The 23,427-nt window shown below is 62.7% G+C and carries 18 protein-coding genes and 1 tRNA gene; 4 read left to right on the top strand and 15 right to left on the bottom strand.

The genetic code is table 11. The features are described 5' to 3' along the window. Nucleotides 1-76 precede the first annotated feature (76 nt). From fusA to KYC_RS00810, 4 genes are all read right to left on the bottom strand, one after another. On the bottom strand, nucleotides 77-2,179 hold the full coding sequence (gene fusA, locus KYC_RS00825) for an elongation factor G (protein WP_008157811.1): 2,103 nt from the start codon (nucleotides 2,177-2,179) through the stop codon (nucleotides 77-79). A gap of 18 nt (nucleotides 2,180-2,197) precedes the next feature. After that, nucleotides 2,198-2,668 carry a 30S ribosomal protein S7 gene (rpsG, locus tag KYC_RS00820; protein WP_006216561.1) on the bottom strand — a complete coding sequence of 157 codons (471 nt, stop codon included), beginning with the start codon at nucleotides 2,666-2,668 and terminating at the stop codon, nucleotides 2,198-2,200. 166 nt (nucleotides 2,669-2,834) lie between these two features. Further along, nucleotides 2,835-3,212 (bottom strand): 30S ribosomal protein S12, encoded by a 378-nt coding sequence (gene rpsL / locus KYC_RS00815; protein WP_005017264.1) that lies wholly within the window; start codon nucleotides 3,210-3,212, stop codon nucleotides 2,835-2,837. A gap of 510 nt (nucleotides 3,213-3,722) precedes the next feature. Further along, nucleotides 3,723-4,424, bottom strand: coding sequence for a response regulator transcription factor (locus tag KYC_RS00810; RefSeq protein ID WP_043517193.1), 702 nt, complete (start codon nucleotides 4,422-4,424; stop codon nucleotides 3,723-3,725). A gap of 261 nt (nucleotides 4,425-4,685) precedes the next feature. Between KYC_RS00810 and KYC_RS00805 the strand changes: the two genes are divergently transcribed. Genes KYC_RS00805 through KYC_RS00795 form a run of 3 tightly spaced genes read left to right on the top strand, consistent with a single transcriptional unit; the run spans nucleotide 4,686 to nucleotide 8,864 of the window. Further along, nucleotides 4,686-5,402 (top strand): response regulator transcription factor, encoded by a 717-nt coding sequence (locus tag KYC_RS00805; protein ID WP_008157790.1) that lies wholly within the window; start codon nucleotides 4,686-4,688, stop codon nucleotides 5,400-5,402. 35 nt (nucleotides 5,403-5,437) lie between these two features. After that, nucleotides 5,438-6,547, top strand: a complete 1,110-nt coding sequence (locus KYC_RS00800; RefSeq protein WP_043517192.1) for a FecR family protein — start codon at nucleotides 5,438-5,440, stop codon at nucleotides 6,545-6,547. 10 nt (nucleotides 6,548-6,557) lie between these two features. Next, a complete protein-coding gene (locus tag KYC_RS00795) occupies nucleotides 6,558-8,864 on the top strand; it encodes a CHASE2 domain-containing protein (RefSeq protein WP_008157787.1) in 2,307 nt (768 codons plus the stop codon). A 76-nt stretch (nucleotides 8,865-8,940) separates the two neighbouring features. On the opposite strand, the gene KYC_RS00790 is transcribed toward KYC_RS00795, so the two are convergent. Continuing rightward, nucleotides 8,941-10,206 (bottom strand): serine/threonine-protein kinase, encoded by a 1,266-nt coding sequence (locus KYC_RS00790; RefSeq protein ID WP_008157785.1) that lies wholly within the window; start codon nucleotides 10,204-10,206, stop codon nucleotides 8,941-8,943. Nucleotides 10,207-10,361: 155 nt separating this feature from the next. Here KYC_RS00790 and KYC_RS00785 point away from each other — a divergent pair, with 155 nt between their 5' ends. Continuing rightward, on the top strand, nucleotides 10,362-10,757 hold the full coding sequence (locus KYC_RS00785; RefSeq protein ID WP_008157783.1) for a TssQ family T6SS-associated lipoprotein: 396 nt from the start codon (nucleotides 10,362-10,364) through the stop codon (nucleotides 10,755-10,757). A gap of 126 nt (nucleotides 10,758-10,883) precedes the next feature. Here the strand turns inward: KYC_RS00785 and rpoC are convergent, their stop codons facing one another. From rpoC to KYC_RS00735, 10 genes are all read right to left on the bottom strand, one after another. Next, nucleotides 10,884-15,128, bottom strand: a complete 4,245-nt coding sequence (gene rpoC / locus KYC_RS00780; protein WP_008157781.1) for a DNA-directed RNA polymerase subunit beta' — start codon at nucleotides 15,126-15,128, stop codon at nucleotides 10,884-10,886. Beyond that, nucleotides 15,128-19,240, bottom strand: coding sequence for a DNA-directed RNA polymerase subunit beta (gene rpoB, locus KYC_RS00775; RefSeq protein ID WP_008157779.1), 4,113 nt, complete (start codon nucleotides 19,238-19,240; stop codon nucleotides 15,128-15,130). Before rpoB ends, rpoC begins: the two co-directional genes overlap by 1 nt. Before the next feature lie 161 nt (nucleotides 19,241-19,401). After that, on the bottom strand, nucleotides 19,402-19,782 hold the full coding sequence (gene rplL / locus KYC_RS00770; RefSeq protein ID WP_008157777.1) for a 50S ribosomal protein L7/L12: 381 nt from the start codon (nucleotides 19,780-19,782) through the stop codon (nucleotides 19,402-19,404). A gap of 81 nt (nucleotides 19,783-19,863) precedes the next feature. Then, on the bottom strand, nucleotides 19,864-20,388 hold the full coding sequence (rplJ, locus tag KYC_RS00765) for a 50S ribosomal protein L10 (RefSeq protein ID WP_008157775.1): 525 nt from the start codon (nucleotides 20,386-20,388) through the stop codon (nucleotides 19,864-19,866). Between the two features lie 273 nt (nucleotides 20,389-20,661). Further along, nucleotides 20,662-21,363, bottom strand: coding sequence for a 50S ribosomal protein L1 (gene rplA / locus KYC_RS00760; protein ID WP_008157773.1), 702 nt, complete (start codon nucleotides 21,361-21,363; stop codon nucleotides 20,662-20,664). Nucleotides 21,364-21,365: 2 nt separating this feature from the next. Next, nucleotides 21,366-21,797, bottom strand: coding sequence for a 50S ribosomal protein L11 (gene rplK / locus KYC_RS00755; protein WP_006389587.1), 432 nt, complete (start codon nucleotides 21,795-21,797; stop codon nucleotides 21,366-21,368). 63 nt (nucleotides 21,798-21,860) lie between these two features. Beyond that, nucleotides 21,861-22,394 (bottom strand): transcription termination/antitermination protein NusG, encoded by a 534-nt coding sequence (gene nusG, locus KYC_RS00750; RefSeq protein WP_006389586.1) that lies wholly within the window; start codon nucleotides 22,392-22,394, stop codon nucleotides 21,861-21,863. A 9-nt stretch (nucleotides 22,395-22,403) separates the two neighbouring features. Continuing rightward, complete coding sequence (gene secE, locus KYC_RS00745) at nucleotides 22,404-22,784, bottom strand: preprotein translocase subunit SecE (RefSeq protein WP_008157761.1); 381 nt, start codon at nucleotides 22,782-22,784, stop codon at nucleotides 22,404-22,406. A 64-nt stretch (nucleotides 22,785-22,848) separates the two neighbouring features. After that, nucleotides 22,849-22,924 (bottom strand) — tRNA-Trp (locus tag KYC_RS00740). Between the two features lie 189 nt (nucleotides 22,925-23,113). After that, nucleotides 23,114-23,427, bottom strand: a 314-nt coding sequence (locus KYC_RS00735; RefSeq protein WP_008157758.1) for an EF-Tu C-terminal domain-related protein, incomplete at its 5' end; no start/stop codon positions are given.

Raw genomic sequence — 23,427 nt, 5'->3', positions numbered from 1 at the left:
ATCTCTATCCTTTAACTTTCAAGGAAACTTGATTTCTGCCAGGGCCGTCCGACTGGACGGACCTGGCAAGGGTTATTTACTTGGCCCGAGCGGCGATGACTTCGTCAGCGACGTTCTTGGGGGCCTCGGAGTAATGCTTGAATTCCATCGTGTACGTGGCACGGCCTTGCGTCAGCGAACGCAGGTTCGTGGCGTAACCGAACATCTCGGCCAGGGGAACTTCAGCCTTGATGGTCTTGCCGCCGCCAACCATGTCGTCCATGCCTTGAACCATGCCGCGACGCGAGGACAGATCGCCCATCACGGTACCAGCGTAGTCTTCCGGCGTTTCGACTTCAACGGCCATCATCGGTTCCAGCAGCACGGGGCTAGCCTTGCGCATGCCTTCCTTGAATGCCATCGAGCCGGCCATCTTGAACGCGTTTTCGTTCGAGTCCACGTCGTGGTACGAACCGAAGAACAGCGTGACCTTGACGTCCACGACCGGGTAGCCGGCCAGGATGCCCGAAGGCAGCGTTTCCTGGATGCCCTTGTCCACCGCGGGGATGAATTCGCGAGGAACCACACCGCCCTTGATGGCGTCCACGAATTCGTAGCCGCCGCCAGGAGCCAGGGGCTCGACCTTCAGCACCACGTGACCGTACTGACCACGACCGCCCGACTGCTTGACGAACTTGCCTTCGACTTCTTCGCAGGTCTTGCGGATGGTTTCGCGGTAGGCCACTTGCGGCTTGCCGACGTTGGCTTCCACGCCGAATTCGCGCTTCATGCGGTCGACCAGAATTTCCAGGTGCAGCTCGCCCATACCGGAAATGATGGTTTGGCCGGATTCTTCGTCGCTGCGCACGCGGAACGACGGATCTTCCTGAGCCAGACGCGACAGCGCCAGACCCATCTTTTCCTGGTCAGCCTTGGACTTGGGTTCCACGGCCTGCGAGATCACGGGCTCGGGGAATTCCATGCGTTCCAGCAGGATGTGCGAATCGACGTCGCAAAGCGTTTCGCCGGTGGTCACGTCCTTCAGGCCAACCACGGCGGCGATGTCGCCGGCCAACACTTCCTTGATTTCTTCGCGGTTGTTCGCGTGCATCTGCAGAATGCGGCCGATACGTTCCTTCTTGCCCTTGATGGGGTTGTAGACCGTATCGCCGGACTTCAGGACGCCCGAGTACACACGCACGAAGGTCAATTGACCCACGAACGGATCGCTCATCAGCTTGAATGCCAGAGCCGAGAACTTTTCGGCGTCGTCGGCATTGCGCTTGATGGCGTTGCCATCGTCGTCCTGGCCGTCGACCGGGGGGATGTCCACGGGCGAAGGCAGGTAGTCGATGACCGCGTCCAGCATGCGCTGCACGCCCTTGTTCTTGAAGGCAGTGCCGCACAGCATCGGCTGGATTTCGCCAGCGATGGTGCGTTGACGGATGGCCAGGTTGATTTCGGCTTCTTCCAAGGAACCCGTTTCCAGGTACTTGTTCATCAGCTCTTCCGACGACTCGGCGGCGGCTTCAACCAGCTTCTCGCGCCATTCGGCAGCGGTGCCTTCCAGTTCGGCCGGGATGTCCTTGTAGTCGAACTTGGTGCCTTGGCTGGCTTCGTCCCAGATGATCGCCTTCATCTTGACCAGGTCGATCACGCCTTGGAACGTGTCTTCGGCCCCGATGGGGATGACGATCGGCACGGGATTGGCGCGCAGGCGGTTCTTCAGCTGGTCATAGACCTTGAAGAAGTTCGCGCCAGTGCGGTCCATCTTGTTGACGAAGGCCAGACGCGGCACGCCGTACTTGTTGGCTTGGCGCCACACGGTTTCGGACTGGGGCTGAACACCGCCCACCGCGCAGTAGACCATGCAAGCACCGTCCAGGACGCGCATGGAACGTTCCACCTCGATGGTGAAGTCCACGTGTCCCGGGGTGTCGATGATGTTGATGCGGTGCTCGGGGTAATTGCCGGCCATGCCACGCCAAAACGCCGTCGTAGCAGCCGACGTAATGGTGATGCCACGCTCTTGCTCTTGCTCCATCCAGTCCATGGTGGCTGCGCCATCATGCACTTCGCCAATCTTGTGATTGACGCCGGTGTAGAACAGGATACGTTCGGTCGTGGTGGTTTTCCCTGCATCGATGTGCGCAGAGATACCAATGTTGCGATAGCGCTCGATCGGGGTTTTGCGGGCCATGGTGGATTAGTCCTTAAATTACCAGCGGAAATGGCTGAAGGCCTTGTTGGCCTCTGCCATCTTGTGCGTGTCTTCGCGCTTCTTCATCGCGGCGCCACGACCTTCGGAGGCGTCGATCAGTTCGCCAGCAAGGCGCAGATCCATCGACTTTTCGCCACGCTTCTTGGCGGCTTCACGGAGCCAACGCATAGCCAGGGCCAGGCGGCGCACGGGGCGCACTTCAACCGGCACTTGGTAGTTGGCACCGCCAACGCGGCGGCTCTTCACTTCGACGATCGGCTTGATGTTGTTGATCGCCAGGCTGAAAACTTCGATCGGCTCTTTGCCGGTCTTGGTTTGCACTTGCTCGAGGGCACCGTAGACGATGCGCTCGGCGACGGCCTTCTTGCCGTCCAGCATGACGACGTTCATGAACTTGGCGAGCTCGACGCTGCCGAACTTGGGATCGGGCAGAATCTCGCGCTTGGGTACTTCGCGACGACGGGGCATTGTTGCTTCCTTGTGTCTGTTCAGTTGAACCGTGTTTCATTACACGGCCATGGCCGCCCATTGGGACGACCCCTTACGTGCCGCGCACCTTCCCATCATCTGGATGGCGCGGTCGCACTTCCCTGGTGACGGAACTCCGCCACGCGGGGGTACTGCTGACTCGTAATTAGGCCTTCTTCGGGCGCTTGGCGCCGTACTTCGAGCGGGCTTGCTTACGATCCTTAACGCCTTGCAGGTCGAGGGAACCGCGCACGATGTGATAACGCACACCGGGCAAGTCCTTCACACGACCGCCACGCACCAGAACCACCGAGTGCTCTTGCAGGTTGTGGCCTTCACCGCCGATGTACGAAATGACTTCGTAACCGTTGGTCAGACGCACTTTGGCAACCTTACGCAGAGCGGAGTTCGGCTTCTTGGGGGTGGTGGTGTACACGCGAGTGCACACGCCGCGGCGTTGCGGGCAGTTTTCGAGCGCGGGGCTCTTGCTTTTGATGATGCTGACTTCGCGCGGCTTGCGCACGAGTTGGCTAATGGTAGGCATGACCTTTGAAATCCCTTTTACGTACCACTGGTAAGTACTTACGTACTCGTCTCCTGAAGCGGGTGAGCTTTTCGGAGAAGGCAGTTCGCGCAAAACCGCCTCAAACGTTCAAATACGTAAAAGAGCGGGCTTGCCAACAAACCATGACAAACGCACAAAACCGGATGCAGCCAGACGAACAGTTGCTACTGATGTGCCCGAAAACAAAAGGCTCGTGACGCACCTTGGTTTCCTGACCCTGAACTGTCTGAATGAGCGTGCAGATTTTGCGCGCGAAATAAAGCAGTAAGCCCTTTAGCATAACTGAGATCAAGGCTTGCTGTCAAAGTATTTTGTAAGTGCTGCTGAGCGGCACGTTGCCGTCAGAAGACGGGCAGTTGCGGGCGGCTGGCGAAAATTGGGGCCACGTAACTGACGACTTGCAGATAAGCCGTGAGGCTGTAGCGGGAGGCCTTCTACGGGCAATCCCTGCCTGTGCGGGCGGAGCTCAGTGTACTGTTTTCGGAGCCGTTACCGGTCCGTAAACAGGTAACCGCTGCCGTACACCGTGCGGATCGGCAGGATAAGGCCCGCCTGTTCCGCCTTGCGGCGCAAGCGGCTGACGATGACGTCGATGCTGCGCGCGCTGCTGGAACGGATGGCGGCCCCGTCGACCTGCAGTTCGTTGCCCAGCGCCTCTCGGCCCACCGCCCTGCCCGCCACATCCAATAGCGCGCGCACAACGAGGCGTTCATTGGCCGATAGCGACAGGGTCGTGCCCGACGGCGCCAAGAGGGTCCATCCCTGGTCACGCAATTCCCACTTGCCCACGGCAGGCTCTTCCGTCGGGGGCAGATTCACCTCGGTGGGCAGCCGACGCGCCAGCGACAACAGGAGGCATACGAGTTCCCGGGGATCCTGGGGATCCGGCAGGCACGCGTCCGCCCCGCTCTGCAGACACCGCAAGCGGGCGTCCACGGACATGCCGTGGCCGATCACCACAATGCCGAGCGGCGCCGAACTATGCAGCCGCGCGACCAACGCATAGCCGATTTCGCCCGCGGCCCCGACATCGAGGACGACGGCGTCGTGGTGGCTACTGTTGAGCAATCCGAACAATTCAAGCGAAGTCGAGCAGCCGCGAGCCGATATTCCGGCCTGCAGCAGCGCGGACACCGCCGTGCTTCGAACGGCTTCGTCCGGGGACATCATTAGTATGCGCAATTGATTCATATCTCTTCCGGTCTGCGATCCGCCCCTTGCACTGCCTGCTGTTATTCGCGGCTCGTGTAATGGTTGAGACAGTTTGGCGCGCTGTAATGCAACAACTCCAGTCAAGATTCGTCAACTTTGCAATGTTTGACAGTTCTTGCCATAACGTAGCCGGCGAGGGGGTCTACCGAGTTATCATTCGATTACACATACTCCCCACCCTATTGCAATAGGACGCCACAGAGCGCGCCTGCGCTGCAAATCCTCGCGAGAACTCGTCTGATGAAAATCGCGTCGCTGGAAGACGACCTGGACCAGGCTCGGCGCATCCAGCAAGTTCTGACAACCGCCGGTTACGCTTGCACCAGCTATCACCAGAGCCGGGACCTTCTGGCCGCATTGCGCAACGAATCCTTCGATCTGGTCCTGCTCGACTGGCACTTGCCCGATATCGACGGCGACGACGTAGTCCGCTGGTTGCGCACCAATATCGGCCCTCGCATTCCCGTCATCTTCCTGACCAACCGGTCCAGCGAAGACGATCTTGTGCAAGGTCTGCGCGCCGGAGCGGATGACTACATCGTCAAGCCGATGCGTCCCCTGGAACTCCTCGCGCGCGTGGCGGCCCTGCTGCGGCGCAGCCAGATCGCCGAACCTGGCGACGACGTCTTTGACGTCGCGCGCTATCGCATCGAACCCACTGCGCGCGCCATCATGCTGGACGGCGTCGCGATGCCGCTGGCGCCCAAGGAGTTCGAACTGGCGCTGCTGTTTTTCCGCAACCTTGGCCGGTTGATGTCGCGTGACGTGCTGGCCGAGTGCGTGTGGAACCGGGAGATTCCTGCCACGTCGCGCACGCTGGACACGCACCTGTCGAACATCCGGCAAAAGCTCCAGCTGCGTCCCCAGCACGGCGTACGCCTGACCTCGTCCTATGCGCTTGGCTACCGGCTTGAACTGGTCAGCCCATCCGAAGACACGCAGAGCAGTCCGCAATAGCGCTGCGGCCCGCCCCCCCTGGAGAATTGATCACCATGAGCCGCAGCCGCGCGCTTTCTTTGTTTGTCCTGCTGTCCTGCGTCACCCTTGGCTCCCCCGCGCTCGGCCAGCCGGCCGGCGCCCTGGGCGAGGACTTCATCCATCGGGTCCGTCCGGGTGAGACCCTGATCGAACTGGCCAACCGCTATACGCGCAACCAGTCGAACTGGACCCGGCTGCAGGCGTTGAATAGCGTGACGGCGCCCGAGGCCATGCCCATCGGCCTGGAACTGCATATCCCCCTGTCCATGATTCCCGTGCGCGAGGCGCAGGCCACGGTCGTGCACGTCAGCGGCCAGGCCGCGCTCGATGGCAAGGCGCCGCAACCCGGGACTCTGGTGTCCGAAGGCAGCACCCTCGAGACCGCCCCCAACGGCTTTGTCACGTTGGAACTGGCCGACGGCTCCAAGCTCACCCTGCCGTCCAACGGCGCCGTGGAACTGACCCGGCTGCGCCAGTTCGAAGGCACTGCGCTGACCGATTCGATTGTCAACGTCCGCCGGGGCGGTGTGGAGTCGACCGTCGCCCCCTCAGGCAGTGGCGTCGGCCGTTTCGAGATCCGCACACCAGTCGCCGTCACGGGTGTGCGCGGCACCCGATTCCGGGTGCAGAGCGGGGATCATGGCGTCCACAGCGAAGTGCTGGAAGGCAGCGTGCGACTGCAGCCGCATGCGCCCGGCGCGACGCCGCCGGCCAAGCCCGTTGCGGTGAACGGGGGCTACGGCGCAGCCGTCGGGGCCGACGGTTCCGTCTCGGGGGTCCGAGCGCTCCTGGCGGCGCCGCAACTGGGTGACCCGGTTCGTGTCGGCGGCGCCTGGACCAGCGCATTCGCCCCAGTGCCGGGCGCGCAGAGCTATCTGGTGCGCGTCTCGCGCGATGCGGATGGCGCCCTGCCGGTCTCGTCGGCCAGTTTCCCCGGCAACGACATCCGCTTCAGCGCCCCCGGCCCCGGCACTTTCTACGTATCGGTGCGCGCCGTGGACAACCTGGGTTTGAACGGCCAGGATTCTGTCCAAACATTCGAAGGCGCCAACATGCTGCTGACGTCGTTCGGACTGAGCGTGGGCAGCGGCACGGGCGGACTCGTGACCCTGACCGCGTACTAGAACCCGTTCCATGGCCGATCCCGCCGACTCCCAGGAACGGCCCTCTCGCTCCGGCCTGTGGCTGACGCTGGCCCTGGCGGCGCTGGCCGCGGTCCTTGGGGCGTTCAACGGGCTGGGACGGCTGGACCAGGTCATTTATGATCGCGCCGTCATGATGACCGGGCGCGCGGCCGACCCGGAGATCCTGGTTGTGGCCATCGACGACGCCAGCATCGAGGCGTTGGGACGCTGGCCCTGGCGGCGCGCCATCCACGCCGCGTTGATCGACCGGCTGAACGGAGCCCGCGCCGTCGGCCTGGACCTGATCTTCGCGGAACCCGACACCATCAAGGCTGGCGATGACGCGATCCTCGCCAACAGCCTGCGGCGCAACGGCCGCACGGTGCTGCCGGTGGTGCTGGACCGCATCAGGAAACCGGGCGCCATCGGCTTGCCCATCGCCGAACTGGCGCAGGCCGCGGCTTCGACAGGGTTCATCAATGCTGTGATCGATTCCGACGGCGTAGTGCGCAAAGCCGCGCTGTCTGTGCAATTCGCCGGTGACCGCCGCAACCACCTGGCCATCTCGATGCTGGAAGTCGGCGGCGAATCCGACCATGCGCAGCGCCTGCTGAAGCGCGCCGATGCCGAAGGCCGGATTCTGATTCCCTATGCCGGCCCCCCAGCCCACATGCGCACAGTGTCTTACCTGTCCGTGCTGCGCGGCGACCTGCCCCCGGAAGAACTGCGAGGCAAGTATGTCCTGGTTGGCGCCTGGGCCACTGGCATGGGCGACGACTATCCGACGCCGGTGTCGCACGATGTCAGCGGCATATCGGGCGTGGAGATAATCGCCAACATCCTGCAGGCGGCACGCTCCGACATCGCCTACCAGCGGCCAGCGGCCTGGTGGAACGCGCTGTTTGCTGCCCTGCCCGTCCTGCTGGCCTGCCTGGCCCTGTGGCGCCTGTCTCCGAAGCAGGCATTGCTGGTCAGCCTCGCCCTGCTGGCCGGTATCCCGCTGGCCGCGTGGCTGCTGCTGGCGCACGCCAGCCTGTGGTTTGCGCCGACGGCGGCCCTGGCCGGCGTTGCGTTGTGCTATCCCCTATGGAGTTGGCGCAGCCAGGAAGCCGCGTTGCGCTACATGGACAATGAGCTGCGCCGCCTGCAACGTGAATACCCGCCCGTGCTCAACGAGGCCCGGGTGCCGCTAGCCAATCCGAACGCGTCCCTGGAAAGCCGGATCGGCGAACTGCGGCGCGCGCTCGCGCGCGTGCGCAACCTGCGCCGATTCCTTGCCGACGGTCTCGATGGCATGCCGGACGCAACGCTGGTTTTCGATCAGGACGGCCGCATGCGATTCCGCAACCAGGCCGCCATCATGTACTTCCAGCGGCTTGGCATCCGGCCTCCGCGCGTAGGCCGCCCCGCAGCCCATCTGCTCGAAAGAACCCTGTCGGACGAGGCCACCCGGCAGCGCGTAGCGGACGCGTTGAGCGGCCGCAGCCCGACCGACGCCGCATCGCCCTGGAGCGCCGACCTGGAGGTGCGTGATCACGCGGGACGCGACCTGATCCTGAAATGCGCCCCGATCCACACCGCCGAAGGCCACTTCGCGGGCAACGTGGTCACGCTGACCGATATTTCGGGCATCCGCCAGGCAGAGCGCCAGCGCGAAGAGACACTGCGCTTCATTTCCCACGACATGCGCGCTCCGCAAAGTTCCATCCTGGCCCTGGTAGAGATGGCGCAGGAGGGGTCCGCCGCGCCGCAGGCCCGGGAAGACACACTCAAGCGCATTGCCATGCTGGCCAATCGCACATTGCGCCTGGTCGACGACTTCGTGCATCTGACGCGCGCCGAGTCCATGGTGATAAGCGCCGTGGATCTGGACCTGGGCAGCCTGCTGCAGGACGCCATAGATGATCTGTGGCCGTCCGCCAATAAGCGCGGCATCCTGCTCGAAGCGCAGGCGCCCGTGCCGGTTGCGTATGCCCGAGGCGATCAGACGCTGCTGATGCGAGCCCTGTGTAACCTCATCGACAATGCGATCAAGTACAGCCCGTCGGACACTCGCATTGAATGCGGCATTGAGGAGGAACCCGGCCATTGGCGGGTGGCGATTCGCGACCAGGGCCAAGGCATCGCGCAGCAGGATCTGGCCCGCTTGTTCGAGCCCTTCTCGCGAGTAGGCGTCGAGTCGCGCGACGATGTCGGCGGCGCGGGATTGGGATTGGCGTTCGTGCGCACGGTGGCGGAGCGCCTTGGCGGCTCCGTCGAGGTCCGGAGCGAACCGGGCTCCGGCTCGACATTTACGCTGCGCCTGCCGAAAGCGTGACTTCGCCAGCGCGTCGCCGGCAATGCCGGACGCTCGCCGCCCTCGGGCGCCGGGGCAAGCGTGCCGCAGTGCGCGCCTACTTGAACGTGTGCGAAATGACGGCTGGCCTGCCCGCCTTGACGTCCAACGTCATGCGCAGCGGCGGCAGATCGGCGTTACGCACGACGACCTGATACTTGCCCGGAAGCAATTTCAGCTCTTTCACGGGCGGACTGACGCCGCGCGCCGCGCCATTGATCCACACCTCACCCCAAGGCAGGATGTCCAGGCGCACACTGACCGGCACGGGCTTGGGTTTGGACGCCTCATCGACGGCGACCGGGGCTGGCGGCGATTCTTGCTCCGCGAGCGCCGGAGGCGGCGCCGCCGGCGTCGCAACGGGTTCGGCGGGAGACGCCGGCGCCGTTGGCGCCGAACTGGAGCCGCCCTGGATCAGCGACGGGAGGTCGCCAGGAACCTGGGCGGCGGGCGCCGGCGGCATCGTGGGCGGAGGTGCCGTGGGCGCCGTCGCCGGCGGCGGCAGCGGATGCACGACCGGCGGGTTGGGTTGTACGAGTTCCGAGCGGGTAATCAGGGCATTGGGGGTGCCCATGCCGAATTGGAACCACGCGTACACGCCTGCGCCGACGAGCGCCACAAGCAGCAGCAGCGCCAGCAGGGGCCGGCGCCGGCGGGCGGGCTCGTGCCGCGCAGGCATGCCTGCGGCCGGCGCGAAGCGAGCCGTATCGGCGGCGTCCTCGGCGGCCGGCTCCGGTTCGGCGTAAGCAGCCACGCCCAGCAGGCCCGCCAGAGCGGCAAGCGTCTGCGGCCTGTCCTGCGGATCCATCGACAGACCCGAGTCGATAACGCCTAAAAAGTCCTGGCCATACTTGGCAAGCCCCAGCGACGTCAGGGGCTCATAATCGTCGTGGGCCCGGCGCTCTGGAGCCGGTGGCGGCCGGTTGCCGGTGACGAGCACATACGCCACCGCGCACAAGGAGTAGATATCGCTCCAGGGGCCTCGCGGCCAGTCCATCGAATCGGTGTACAGCTCGAAGGGCGCGAAGCCGGCGGCTGGCGTCCTGCTGGCGCGCCGCGACCGCGCAACCACCAGTTCGGGCAACAGGTGGGCGCGGGCGCCCTCGTCCATGCCGACGGTATCCAGGGAGATATCGCCGCAAATCTCACCCTGCGCATGCAATGCGACCAGGGACGGCAGAAGGTCGGACAGCAGCCGCTTGATGCGCGATTCAGGAACGCCGCCGGCCGCGCTGGCGGCGATGGCGCTCAAAGGGCGCAATGCCAGCGGCGCGGCGCCGGAAAAGGGGCCACGCGGCGTCAACAGGCCGGCGGAAGAAGACATGATCGAAGCTGCGCCTGGGCGCCAAAACGGGTTGATGGGTGATTTAGGCGGAATATTATCCAATCCGCACCGTTAGGACATTGCCGAAAATGTCCGAGCGCATCAGGCTGTGGCACGATAGCGTACCGTCTCATCACTCTACATCTTTGGAAGCCATGAAAATTCGCATCCTGAGCAGTCTGCTCGGCTTTTCGGTCCTTCTGGCTGGCTGCGCCGGAATCTCCTCGCCGCAGCCCGAAAGTCCGCCCACCGCCGAGGCATTGAGCCAACTGCAACAGGTGCGAGACCAATACGGCGCCGGCCGTTATGGCGAAGTCATCCGCAACGTCGCCACGTCCGATACCTTGGCAACCTCTTCCAAGGCGGTGCGCATCGAAGCCTACAAGCTTCAGGCTTTCAGCTACTGCGTCAGCCGCTACACGCAGCTCTGCGAAGACAGCTTCTCCCGCATCCTGGCCCTGGATCCCGCTTTCGAGCTTGCCGCAAACGAAGCCGGCCATCCGGTCTGGGGGCCCGCCTTCCAACGCGCCCGCGCGCAGGCCGCAAAGTAGTCCTCCTGCACCCTTGCTTGCGCAGGCGTCGCGCGCACAAAAAAAGGCCGCTGATTTGCATCAGCGGCCTTTTGTTTTCCAGGCTGTCCCGCGACCGGGCGGGGCAACCTGCAAGGGGCGCTCCGCTTATTCGGCGGAATCCTCGGTGCCGGTGTCGGAAGCCGGGGCTTCCGCGTCCGAGCCCACCGTGACCGGCGAGTCTTCGAACGGGTTGGCCAGCTGGCGAGCGGCTTCGCGTTCCGCGGCCTCCAGCTCTTCCTTGTCGCGACGCGCGTGGTGGTAAGCCAGGCCGGTACCCGCCGGGATGAGGCGGCCGACGATGACGTTTTCCTTCAAGCCGCGCAGGTCGTCGCGCTTGCCCATGATGGCGGCTTCGGTCAGGACACGGGTGGTTTCCTGGAACGAAGCGGCCGAAATGAACGAGTCGGTCGACAGCGAAGCCTTCGTGATACCGAGCAGCACGTTGTCGTACGTGGCCGGGCGCAGATCAGCAGCGGTGACGCGGTCGTTCTCGTTCAGCAGCTCGGAGCGCTCGACTTGCTCGCCCGGGATGAACTCGGTATCGCCCGCATCGACGATGTTCACACGGCGCAGCATCTGACGAACAATCACTTCGATGTGCTTGTCGTTGATCTTCACGCCCTGCAGACGGTAAACGTCCTGCACTTCGTCGACGATGTACGTCGCCAGCTTCTCGATGCCCTGCAGGCGCAGGATGTCGTGGGGATCGGCCGGGCCGTCCACGATCATTTCGCCCTTGTTCACCACTTGGCCGTCGTGCACCAGAACCTGCTTTTCCTTCGGAATCAGGAACTCGTGGCTCACGCCTTCCAGGTCGGTGATGACCAGGCGCTGCTTGCCCTTCGTGTCCTTGCCGAACGAAACCGTGCCGGTGACGTCGGCGAGCATGCCGGCGTCCTTCGGCGAGCGGGCTTCGAACAGTTCAGCCACACGCGGCAGACCGCCGGTAATGTCGCGGGTCTTTTGCGATTCTTGCGGAATACGCGCCAGAACTTCACCCACGGCAACCTGCTGACCGTCGCGCACCGTGATCAGCGCGCCAACCGGGAACGAGATGTTCACCGAGTGATCGGTGCCGGCGATCTTGACGTCTTCGCCGTTTTCGTTGACCAGCTTGATCTGCGGACGCATGACGATCTTGCCGCCACGGGTCTTCGGCGTGATGACGACGAGCGTCGACAGGCCGGTGACTTCGTCCACCTGCTTGGCAACGGTCACGCCTTCTTCGATGTTCTCGAAGCGGACGGCGCCGCCGTACTCCGACACGATAGGACGGGTCAGCGGATCCCACGTCGCCAGACGCGCGCCAGCCTTCACGGCTTCGCCATCGCCCACCAGCACGGTCGCGCCGTACGGGATCTTGTGGCGTTCGCGTTCGCGGCCGTTGTCGTCGAAGATCGCCAGTTCGCCGGAGCGCGAGATCGCCACACGTTCGCCCTTGGCGTTCGTGACGTAGCGCATCGTGCTGGCGAAGCCGACCGTACCGGTGGACTTGGTTTCCACCGCGCTGGCCAGGGCCGAACGCGACGCCGCGCCACCGATGTGGAACGTACGCATCGTCAGCTGCGTGCCCGGTTCACCGATGGATTGGGCAGCGATGACGCCGACAGCCTCGCCCTGGTTGACCGAGGTGCCGCGGCCAAGGTCGCGGCCGTAGCAGTGGGCGCACAGGCCATGACGCGTTTCGCAGGTCAGCGGGGTGCGGACCTTGACTTCGTCCACGCCGATGCGGTCGATGGTGTCGACCAGGTCTTCGTCCAGCAGGGTGCCGGCAACGATGGCCGTTTCCTGCGTGTCAGGATTGACGATGTCCACGGCGGCCACGCGGCCCAGGATACGGTCGCGCAACGGTTCGATGACTTCACCGCCTTCGACCAGGGCCTTCATGTTGTAGCCCTGCGAAGTGCCGCAGTCGTCTTCCGTGATGACCAGATCCTGCGTCACGTCGACCAGACGGCGGGTCAGGTAACCCGAGTTCGCGGTCTTCAGTGCCGTATCGGCCAGACCCTTACGCGCGCCGTGAGTGGAGATGAAGTACTGGAGTACGTTCAGGCCTTCACGGAAGTTCGCGGTAATGGGCGTTTCGATAATGGAACCGTCCGGCTTGGCCATCAGGCCGCGCATACCGGCCAGCTGGCGGATCTGGGCGGCCGAACCGCGGGCGCCCGAGTCAGCCATCATGTAGATGGAGTTGAACGACTCCTGGCGCACTTCCTCGCCGTGACGGTTGGTCACGGGCTCGGTGGCCAGTTGTTCCATCATCGCCTTGCCGACCTTGTCGCCGGCCTTGCCCCAGATGTCCACAACGTTGTTGTAGCGCTCTTGGGACGTGACCAGACCCGACGAGTACTGCTTGTCGATTTCCTTCACTTCGCGGCTGGCTTCGGCCAGGATGCCTTCCTTGGCGGTCGGGATCAGCATGTCGCCCATGGCGATCGAGATACCGCCGCGCGTCGCCAGGCGGAAGCCCGACTGCATCAGCTTGTCGGCGAAGATCACCGTGTCGCGCAGGCCGCAACGGCGGAACGACTGGTTGATCAGACGCGAGATTTCCTTCTTCTTCAGCGCCTTGTTCAGGACGGTGAAGGGCAGGCCCTTCGGCAGGATCTCGGACAGCAGCGCGCGGCCGACCGTCGTTTCATGACGGCGGATCACGGGCTGCCATTCGCCGTTCTCGTCGCGCTCGTGTTCCTTCAGACGCACGGTGACGCGGCTTTGCAGCTCGACTTCGCCGTTGTCGTAGGCACGTTGCACTTCGGCGACGTCGGTGAAGAAGATGCCTTCGCCGCGGCCGTTGATGCGCTCGCGCGTCGTGTAGTACAGACCCAGCACGATGTCCTGGGACGGCACGATCGACGGTTCACCGTTAGCCGGGAACAGCACGTTGTTCGACGCCAGCATCAGCGTGCGCGCTTCGAGCTGGGCTTCCAGCGACAGCGGCACGTGGACGGCCATCTGGTCGCCGTCGAAGTCGGCGTTGAACGCCGCGCAAACCAGCGGGTGCAGCTGGATCGCCTTGCCTTCGATCAGGACCGGCTCGAACGCCTGGATGCCCAAACGGTGCAGCGTGGGCGCACGGTTCAGCATGACCGGATGTTCGCGGATGACTTCTTCCAGGATGTCCCAGACCACCGGTTCCTGGCTTTCGACCAGCTTCTTGGCAGCCTTGATGGTCGTGGCCAGGCCCATCATCTCCAGACGATTGAAGATGAACGGCTTGAACAGTTCCAGGGCCATCAGCTTGGGCAGGCCGCACTGGTGCAGCTTGAGCTGCGGACCCACCACGATGACCGAACGGCCCGAGTAGTCGACGCGCTTGCCCAGCAGGTTCTGACGGAAACGACCGCTCTTGCCCTTGATCATGTCGGCCAGCGACTTGAGCTGGCGCTTGTTGGCGCCCGTCATGGCCTTGCCGCGACGACCGTTATCCAGCAGCGAGTCGACGGCTTCCTGCAGCATCCGCTTTTCGTTGCGCAGGATGATTTCCGGCGCCTTGAGCTCCAGCAGGCGCTTCAAGCGGTTGTTGCGGTTGATGACGCGGCGGTACAGGTCGTTCAGGTCGGAGGTCGCGAAGCGGCCGCCGTCCAGCGGCACCAGCGGACGCAGGTCCGGCGGCAGCACGGGCAGCACTTCCATGACCATCCACTCGGCCTTGATGCCCGACTTCTGGAAGCCTTCCAGCACCTTCAGGCGCTTGGAGATCTTCTTGATCTTGGCTTCCGAGCTGGTGGCCTTCAGTTCGCCGCGCAACGTTTCCACTTCGCGGTCGATGTCGATGGTGCGCAGCAGTTCGCGCACGGCTTCCGCGCCCATCAGGGCACGGAAGTCGTCGCCGTACTCTTCGGTCTTGGCGAGGAAATCGTCATCCGACATGATCTGGCCGCGCTTGAGCGGCGTCATGCCGGGTTCGATCACGCACCAGGCTTCGAAGTACAGGACGCGTTCGATGTCGCGCAGGGTCATGTCGAGCACCATGCCCAGACGCGACGGCAGGCTCTTCAGGAACCAGATGTGCGCGACAGGGCTGGCCAGTTCGATGTGGCCCATGCGTTCACGGCGAACCTTGGCAACGGTAACTTCGACGCCGCACTTCTCGCAGATCACGCCACGATGCTTCAGGCGCTTGTACTTGCCGCAAAGGCATTCGTAGTCTTTGATCGGGCCAAAGATCTTGGAGCAGAACAGGCCGTCGCGCTCAGGCTTGAACGTGCGGTAGTTGATGGTCTCGGGCTTGCGAACTTCGCCGTAAGACCACGAACGGATCTTCTCGGGCGAGGCGATGCCGATCTTGATGGCATCGAATTGCTCGTCTTGCGAGACTTGCTTAAAGAGGTCGAGTAGCGCTTTCATTAGTTACGCTCCAAATCCATGTCCAGGGCCAACGAGCGGATTTCCTTGACCAGCACGTTGAACGATTCCGGCATGCCGGCGTCGATGACGTGGTCGCCCTTGACGATGTTTTCGTATACCTTGGTACGGCCGTTGATGTCGTCCGACTTCACCGTCAGCATTTCCTGCAGGGTGTAGGCGGCGCCGTATGCTTCCAGCGCCCACACTTCCATTTCCCCGAAACGCTGACCGCCGAACTGCGCCTTGCCGCCCAGCGGCTGCTGGGTCACCAGCGAGTACGGGCCGGTGGAACGCGCGTGCATCTTGTCGTCGACCAAGTGGTGCAGCTTCAGGTAGTGCATGTAGCCGACGGTCACGGGGCGTTCGAATTGCTCGCCCGTGCGGCCGTCGAACAGCCACGCCTGCGTACGCGAAGGCGTCAACGCCATGCGCTTGGCGACGTCGTCCGGATAGGCCAGTTCCAGCATCGTGGTGATTTCCTCTTCGGTCGCGCCGTCGAAGACGGGCGTCGCGAACGGCACGCCGTTCTTGAGGTTCTGGGCCATTTCCATGACTTCGTCGTCGGTCAGCTCGTCGATGCGCGCGCCGGTGCCGGTCGTGTTGTAGACCTTGTCCAGGTACGCACGGACGTTCTTGACCTGCGCCGTACGCTCATCGCGCAGCATGTCGGCGATGCGGTGGCCCACGCCCTTGGCGGCCCAGCCCAGATGGACTTCCAGCACCTGGCCGACGTTCATCCGCGAGGGCACGCCCAGCGGGTTCAGAACGATGTCGGCCGGCGTGCCGTCAGCCATGTGCGGCATGTCTTCCACCGGGGTGATACGCGAGACCACGCCCTTGTTGCCATGACGGCCTGCCATCTTGTCGCCAGGCTGCAGACGACGCTTCACGGCCAGGTAGACCTTGATCATCTTCAGCACGCCCGGGGGCAGCTCGTCGCCCTGCGTCAGCTTCTTGCGCTTCTCTTCGAAGGCCAGATCGAACTGATGACGCTTCTGCTCGAGCGATTCCTTGGCCTGTTCCAGCACGACGGCGTGCGGCTCGTCGGCCAGGCGAATGTCGAACCACTGCCAGCGGTCCAGATCGGCCAGGTAAGCCTTGGTGATCGTGGCGCCCTTGGCCAGCTTGCGCGGGCCGCCGTTGACGGTCTTGTTGACCAGCATCTTTTCGATACGGTCGAACTGGTCGTTTTCAACGATGCGCAGCTGGTCGTTCAGGTCCTGGCGGTAGCGGCGCAGTTCATCGTCGATGATGGACTGGGCGCGCTTGTCGCGCACGATGCCTTCACGCGTGAACACCTGCACGTCGATCACGGTGCCTGTCATGCCCGAGGGCACGCGCAGCGAGGTGTCCTTAACGTCGGACGCCTTTTCACCGAAGATGGCGCGCAGCAGCTTTTCTTCCGGCGTCAGCTGGGTTTCGCCCTTCGGCGTGACCTTGCCGACCAGCACGTCGTCGGCGCTGACTTCTGCACCGATGTACGTGATGCCGGAATCGTCCAGGCGGTTCAACTGCGTTTCAGCCAGGTTGCTGATGTCGCGGGTGATTTCTTCCGGACCGAGCTTCGTGTCGCGAGCGACAACCGTCAGTTCCTCGATGTGCACCGAGGTGTAGCGGTCATCCGCCACGACCTTTTCGGAGATCAGGATCGAGTCTTCGAAGTTGTAGCCGTTCCAGGGCATGAACGCGATCAGCATGTTCTGACCCAGGGCGAGTTCGCCCAGGTCGGTCGATGCGCCGTCGGCCAGCACGTCGCCCTTGGCGACCTTGTCGCCACGCTTGACGATGGGACGCTGGTTGATGTTCGTGTTCTGGTTGGAACGCGTGTACTTGATCAGGTTGTAGATGTCGACGCCGACTTCGCCGGCGACGTTTTCTTCGTCGTTCACGCGGATCACGACACGCTCGGCGTCGACGTGGTCGACCAGGCCGCCACGCAGGGCCTGCACGGTCGTGCCCGAGTCAACGGCCACGGTGCGCTCGATGCCCGTACCCACGACCGGCTTTTCCGGACGCAGGCAAGGCACGGCCTGACGCTGCATGTTGGCGCCCATCAGTGCACGGTTCGCGTCGTCGTGTTCCAGGAACGGAATCAGCGAGGCGGCAACCGACACGATCTGCGACGGGGCAACGTCCATGTAGTGCACGTTGGCCGGAGCGGTCAGCATCGTTTCGCCAGCTTCACGGCAAGCGACCAGGTCGTCCACGAAGCGGCCTTCTTCGTCCAGCGCGGCGTTAGCCTGAGCGATGACGTAGTGGCTTTCTTCGATGGCCGACAGGTAGTCGATCTGCTCGCTGACGCGGCCGTCGATGATCTTGCGGTAAGGCGTTTCCAGGAAGCCGTACTCGTTCAGGCGAGCGTACAGCGCCATGGAGTTGATCAGGCCGATGTTCGGGCCTTCAGGCGTTTCGATCGGGCAGACACGGCCGTAGTGGGTCGGGTGCACGTCGCGGACTTCAAAGCCGGCGCGCTCGCGGGTCAGACCGCCCGGGCCCAGGGCGGAAACGCGACGCTTGTGCGTGATTTCCGACAGGGGGTTGGTCTGGTCCATGAACTGCGACAGCTGGCTCGAACCGAAGAACTCCTTGATGGCGGCCGAGATCGGCTTGGAGTTGATCAGGTCGTGCGGCATCAGGTTTTCCGTCTCGGCCTGGCCCAGACGTTCCTTGACGGCGCGTTCGACGCGCACGAGGCCGGCGCGGAACTGGTTCTCGGCCAGTTCGCCCACGCAACGCACGCGGCGGTTGCCCAGGTGGTCGATGTCGTCGATCTGGCCACGGCCGTTACGCAACTCGACCAGCACCTTGATGGTTTCAAGGATGTCTTCGTTGGTCAGCGTCATCGGGCCGGTGATGTCTTCACCACGGCCCAGGCGGCTGTTGACCTTCATGCGGCCAACACGCGACAGATCGTACGTTTCTTCGCTGTAGAACAGACGCTGGAACAGCGCTTCCACCGCTTCTTCGGTGGGCGGTTCGCCAGGACGCATCATGCGGTAGATGGCAACGCGCGCGGCCATCTGGTCGGCGGTTTCATCGGTGCGCAGGGTCTGCGAAATGTACGGGCCGCGGTCCAGGTCGTTCGTGTAGAGGGCCTGGATGTCGTGCACGTTGGCGGCGCGCAGGGCGCCGAGCACGCTTTCCGTGATCTCGTCGTTGGCGTTGGCGATGACTTCGCCGGTATCTTCGTCAACGATGTTCTTGGCCAGCACACGGCCGTACAAGAAGTCTTCGGGCACGGAGATGCGCTGGATGCCGCCGGCAGCCAGGTCGCGCAGATGCTTCGCATTGATGCGCTTGTCTTTTTCGACGATCACCTTGCCCGAACGGTCGGCGATGTCGAAACGGGCCATTTCGCCCTTCCAACGTTCCGGCACGAATTCCATCATCGCGCCTTCGCTCTTCAGTTCGAAGTTATCGAAGTCGAAGAAGTTGGCCAGGATGGATTCCGGCGTCATGCCGATAGCCTTGCACAGGATCGTGACCGGCATCTTGCGGCGACGGTCGACGCGGAAGAACAGGACGTCCTTCGGGTCGAATTCGAAGTCCAGCCACGAGCCGCGGTAAGGAATCACGCGGGCCGAGAACAGGAGCTTGCCGGAGCTGTGCGTCTTGCCGCGGTCGTGTTCGAAGAACACGCCCGGGGAGCGGTGCAGCTGGGAAACGATGACACGCTCGGTGCCGTTGATGACGAAGGAACCCGTGCCCGTCATGAGCGGAATTTCGCCCATGTAGACTTCCTGTTCCTTCACTTCCTTCACGGTGGGCTTGCTGACTTCGCGGTCAAGCAGCACAAGGCGGACCTTGGCTCGCAGGGGCGAGGCATAGGTCAGGCCACGTTGCTGACATTCCTTGACATCGAACACCGGTTCGCCGAGCACATAGCTCACGAACTCCAAGCGCGCCATACCGTTGTGACTAACGATCGGGAAAATCGACGAGAACGCCGCCTGCAAACCGTCGGCTACGCGATCGGACGGGGCGGTATCCGCCTGCAGGAAAGTTAGGTAGGATTGAAGCTGTGTCGCCAAAAGGAAAGGAACGTTTTGAACGTCTTCACGCTTGGCGAAGCTTTTGCGGATGCGCTTTTTTTCGGTGTACGAGTAAGGCATGAGCACTCCGACTCGAGGTTGCATGGGCCGTCAACCACGGCCCCAGGTGATACGACTCCAGGAAACCCCACTGAATGGGCATGACCCCAGTAGGGGTTTCCTGGAAACGCAAAAGCCCGGGGACTGCAAACTGTGCTGTCCCCGGGCAGTTGACGCAGGTCTTACTTGACTTCGACCTTGGCGCCAGCTTCTTCCAGCTTCTTCTTGGCGGCTTCGGCGTCAGCCTTGGCCACAGCTTCCTTGACGGGCTTCGGAGCGCCGTCGACCAGGTCCTTGGCTTCCTTCAGACCCAGACCGGTCAGCTCGCGCACGGCCTTGATGACGCTGACCTTGTTCGCGCCGGCTTCTTGCAGGACGACGGTGAACTCGGTTTGCTCTTCAGCAGCGGCGGCAGCGCCACCAGCGGCGGGAGCAGCGACAGCGACGGCAGCGGCAGCAGCCGACACGCCGAACTTCTCTTCCATTTCCTTGATCAGCTCGGACAGCTCGAGCACGGTCATGCCAGCGATGGCGTCAAGGATTTCAGCTTTGTTAAGTGCCATTTTTCAGAACTCCAAATATTTTGGTAATGCCAGGGTTTGGGTGTCGCTTCGTCGTTCAGCGAATTCCGGACAGCAGGGCGATTAGGCCGCTGCCTTTTGGTCGCGCACAGCCGCGAGGCCACGGGCGAACTTGGTCGGAACTTCGTTGAGCGTACGCACGAATTGCGCGATGGGGGCTTGCATGGTGCCAAGCAGCTTCGACAGCAACTCTTCGCGCGAGGGCATGGTGGCCAAAGCCTTCACGCCTTCTTGGTTCAGCAAGTTGTTGGGCAGTGCGCCCGCCTTGATGACCAGCTTTTCGTTGCTTTTCGCGAAACCAGCAATGACCTTGGCCGCCGAAACCGGATCAGCGCTGATGCCATAGATCAGCGGACCGGTCAGTTGCTCGGCCAACGGCTCGAAAGCCGTGCCGGCAACAGCACGACGGGCCAGCGAGTTCTTCAGAACACGCAGATACACGCCCGATTCACGCGCAGTTTTGCGCAGTACGGTGACAGAGGCGACGTCCAGACCACGGTACTCAGCGATAACAATCGATTGGGCCTTGGCGACTTCCGCCGAGACTTCCTCGATCACCACCGCTTTCTCTTGACGATTGAGACTCACGGTTTGAACACTCCATCAAAAGACGCCTGGGGCCTGAGCCTTGCGCGTCAACCGAATGCGGCGCCTGGTCGAGTTCTTCGTGTAAAGAAATCTTCCTGGGGACGCCGTCTACGCTGGATCCGGACTGTGTGAGCTCCGGGATTAAGCGGGGCAGCGGCGATGCTGCTTTCCTTGCGGAAGGGAGATTCCTTCCACTACCCTGCTCCAGCGGTCTTTGACAGCAACATCCGGAGGAATCCGGATGCAGCCCAAAGTACGTTTACAGCTGTTGGCTTAGTTGGTAGCCGACAGCGAGGCAATTTCCACGCGCGCACCGCCGCCCATCGTGGACGAAACGGCGAGCTTGCGCAGGTAAATGCCCTTGGCAGCTGCGGGACGAGCCTTTTGCAGGGCGTCGACCAGAGCGGCCAGGTTGGTTTGCAGCTGTTCCACGCCGAACGACGCACGGCCGATCGTTGCGTGGATGATGCCGGCCTTGTCGGTACGGTACTGAACCTGACCGGCCTTGGCGTTCTTGACAGCGGTGGCGACGTCGGGCGTCACGGTGCCGACCTTCGGGTTCGGCATCAGGCCACGCGGACCCAGGATCTGACCCAGGGCGCCAACGACACGCATCGTGTCGGGCGAGGCGATGACGACGTCAAAGTCCATTTGACCGGCCTTGATGCTGTCGGCCAGATCGTCCAGACCGACGATGTCGGCGCCGGCGGCCTTGGCGGCCTCAGCCTTGTCGCCTTGGGCGAACACGGCCACGCGGACCGACTTGCCGGTGCCGGCGGGCAGCACGACCGAACCGCGAACCAGTTGGTCCGACTTCTTCGGGTCGATGCCGAGCTGCACAGCCACGTCAATCGACTCATTGAACTTGGCGACGGCGGTTTCCTTGACCAGGGTCAGGGCTTCAGCGACCGGGTACAGCTTGGTGCGGTCGATCTTTTGCGCAATAGCGGCTGCGCGCTTGGACAACTTTGCCATGATTAGATCCCCTCAACCGTGATGCCCATGCTGCGGGCGCTGCCAGCGATCGTGCGCACAGCGGCGTCCAGATCAGCGGCGGTCAGATCGGGGCCCTTGGCCTTGGCGATTTCTTCAGCTTGCGCGCGGGTCAGCGTGCCGACCTTGTCGGTGTGCGGCTTGGACGAACCCTTTTGCACGCCGGCAGCCTTCTTGATGAGGACCGTCGCGGGCGGGGTCTTCATGATGAAGGTGAAGCTCTTGTCCGCGAAAGCGGTGATCACCACGGGGATCGGCAGACCCGGCTCCATGCCTTGGGTCTTGGCGTTGAACGCCTTGCAGAATTCCATGATGTTCAGGCCACGTTGACCCAGTGCCGGGCCAATCGGGGGGGAGGGGTTAGCCTTACCAGCCGGTACTTGCAGCTTGATAAAGCCGACGATCTTCTTCGCCATGCTTTGCTCCTTGCGGGTTATATCGCCCTGGCCTGTGTGGACAGAGCTCCCCGGGGGTTAAATTCAGGTCTTTTCGACCTGGCTGAAATCGAGTTCGACAGGCGTGGCGCGACCAAAAATGGTGACAGACACGCGCACCTTGCTCTTTTCGTAATTGACTTCTTCGACGTTGCCGTTGAAGTCTGCAAACGGACCTTCCTTGACCCGAACCATCTCGCCCACTTCGAACAGGATCTTGGGGCGGGGTTTCTCGACGCCCTCTTCCATCTGGGAGAGGATCTTCTCGACTTCCTTTTCGGAAATCGGGGTCGGACGATTGCCCGAGCCACCCAAAAAGCCGGTGACACGGTTGGTGTTCTTGACCAGATGCCACGTTTCGTCGGTCAGATCCATTTCAACAAGGACGTAACCGGGAAAAATGCGGCGCTCGGTGATCGACTTCTGGCCACCCTTGACCTCGACGACTTCCTCGGAGGGCACAAGAATGCGGCCGAAAGACGTTTGCAGGCCCGCGCGCTCGATGCGCTCGTTCAGGGCCTTGTGCACGCTTTTTTCCATGCCGGAATACACATGGACGACATACCAACGCTTACTCATTTGCCGTCCTTATTTCCAGCCCAACAGCAGGCCGTAGAGAATCCATTCGATGCCCTTGTCGAGCACCCACATGAAAATGCCCATGACCGCCACGAACGCAAAAACGATGCCCGTCATCTGGGTCGTTTCCTTGCGGGTGGGCCACGAGACACGCTTGACTTCGTTGTAGGACTCGCTGGCAAAGCTAAGAGTGCGGCGGCCGGGTTCGCTGAACCAGGCGATCACAGCTGCGATCACGAGGCCGCCGACGAAAACGCCGACACGTGCAGGCATCGGCTGTGCGCTGAGCACGGAAAACCCGACGATGCCAGCAATAACGACGAGAACCGCCAGCCCGAGCTTGACCCGGTCGGCGGTACTGGTTACGGTTTCAACGCTGGTATTAGACATATTGCGACGCGAGCCGCCGTGAATGCGTAACTCGCGATGATCTCCCGCGGGTTTATCCTGGCGGTGGCAGGGGCAGTAGGAATCGAACCTACAACCTTCGGTTTTGGAGACCGACGCTCTGCCAATTGAGCTATGCCCCTAAACACTTCAACACTACAGTTGCTGCAGAGCCGTTAGCGCAGATGCTGATCCTGCGTTGGCCTTGCACTTTCCACTACTGCTTTGCACCTGTTCCGCGTGCATCGGCTTGCGGAACCATACATAGTACTACTTTTACAGCAAAGATGGATAGGGGGACGAAAAGCCCACCCTACCCATCCGGATATTGCTTACTTCAGGATCTTGGCGACGACGCCGGCGCCGACGGTACGACCGCCTTCACGGATGGCGAAACGCAGACCTTCTTCCATGGCGATCGGAGCCAGCAGCTTGACGGTCATGGCAACGTTGTCGCCCGGCAGGACCATTTCCTTGTCGGCCGGCAGTTCGATCGTGCCCGTCACGTCCGTCGTGCGGAAGTAGAACTGGGGACGATAACCTTGGAAGAACGGGGTGTGACGGCCGCCTTCTTCCTTGGACAGGATGTAGACCTCGGACGTGAAGTCCGTGTGCGGGGTGATCGAGCCCGGCTTGGCCAGAACTT

Origin of the sequence: Achromobacter arsenitoxydans SY8 (genome assembly GCF_000236785.1) — a bacterium.
In the GTDB taxonomy this organism is placed as follows: domain Bacteria; phylum Pseudomonadota; class Gammaproteobacteria; order Burkholderiales; family Burkholderiaceae_B; genus Achromobacter; species Achromobacter arsenitoxydans.
This window is presented reverse-complemented; position numbering and strand designations above follow the sequence as displayed.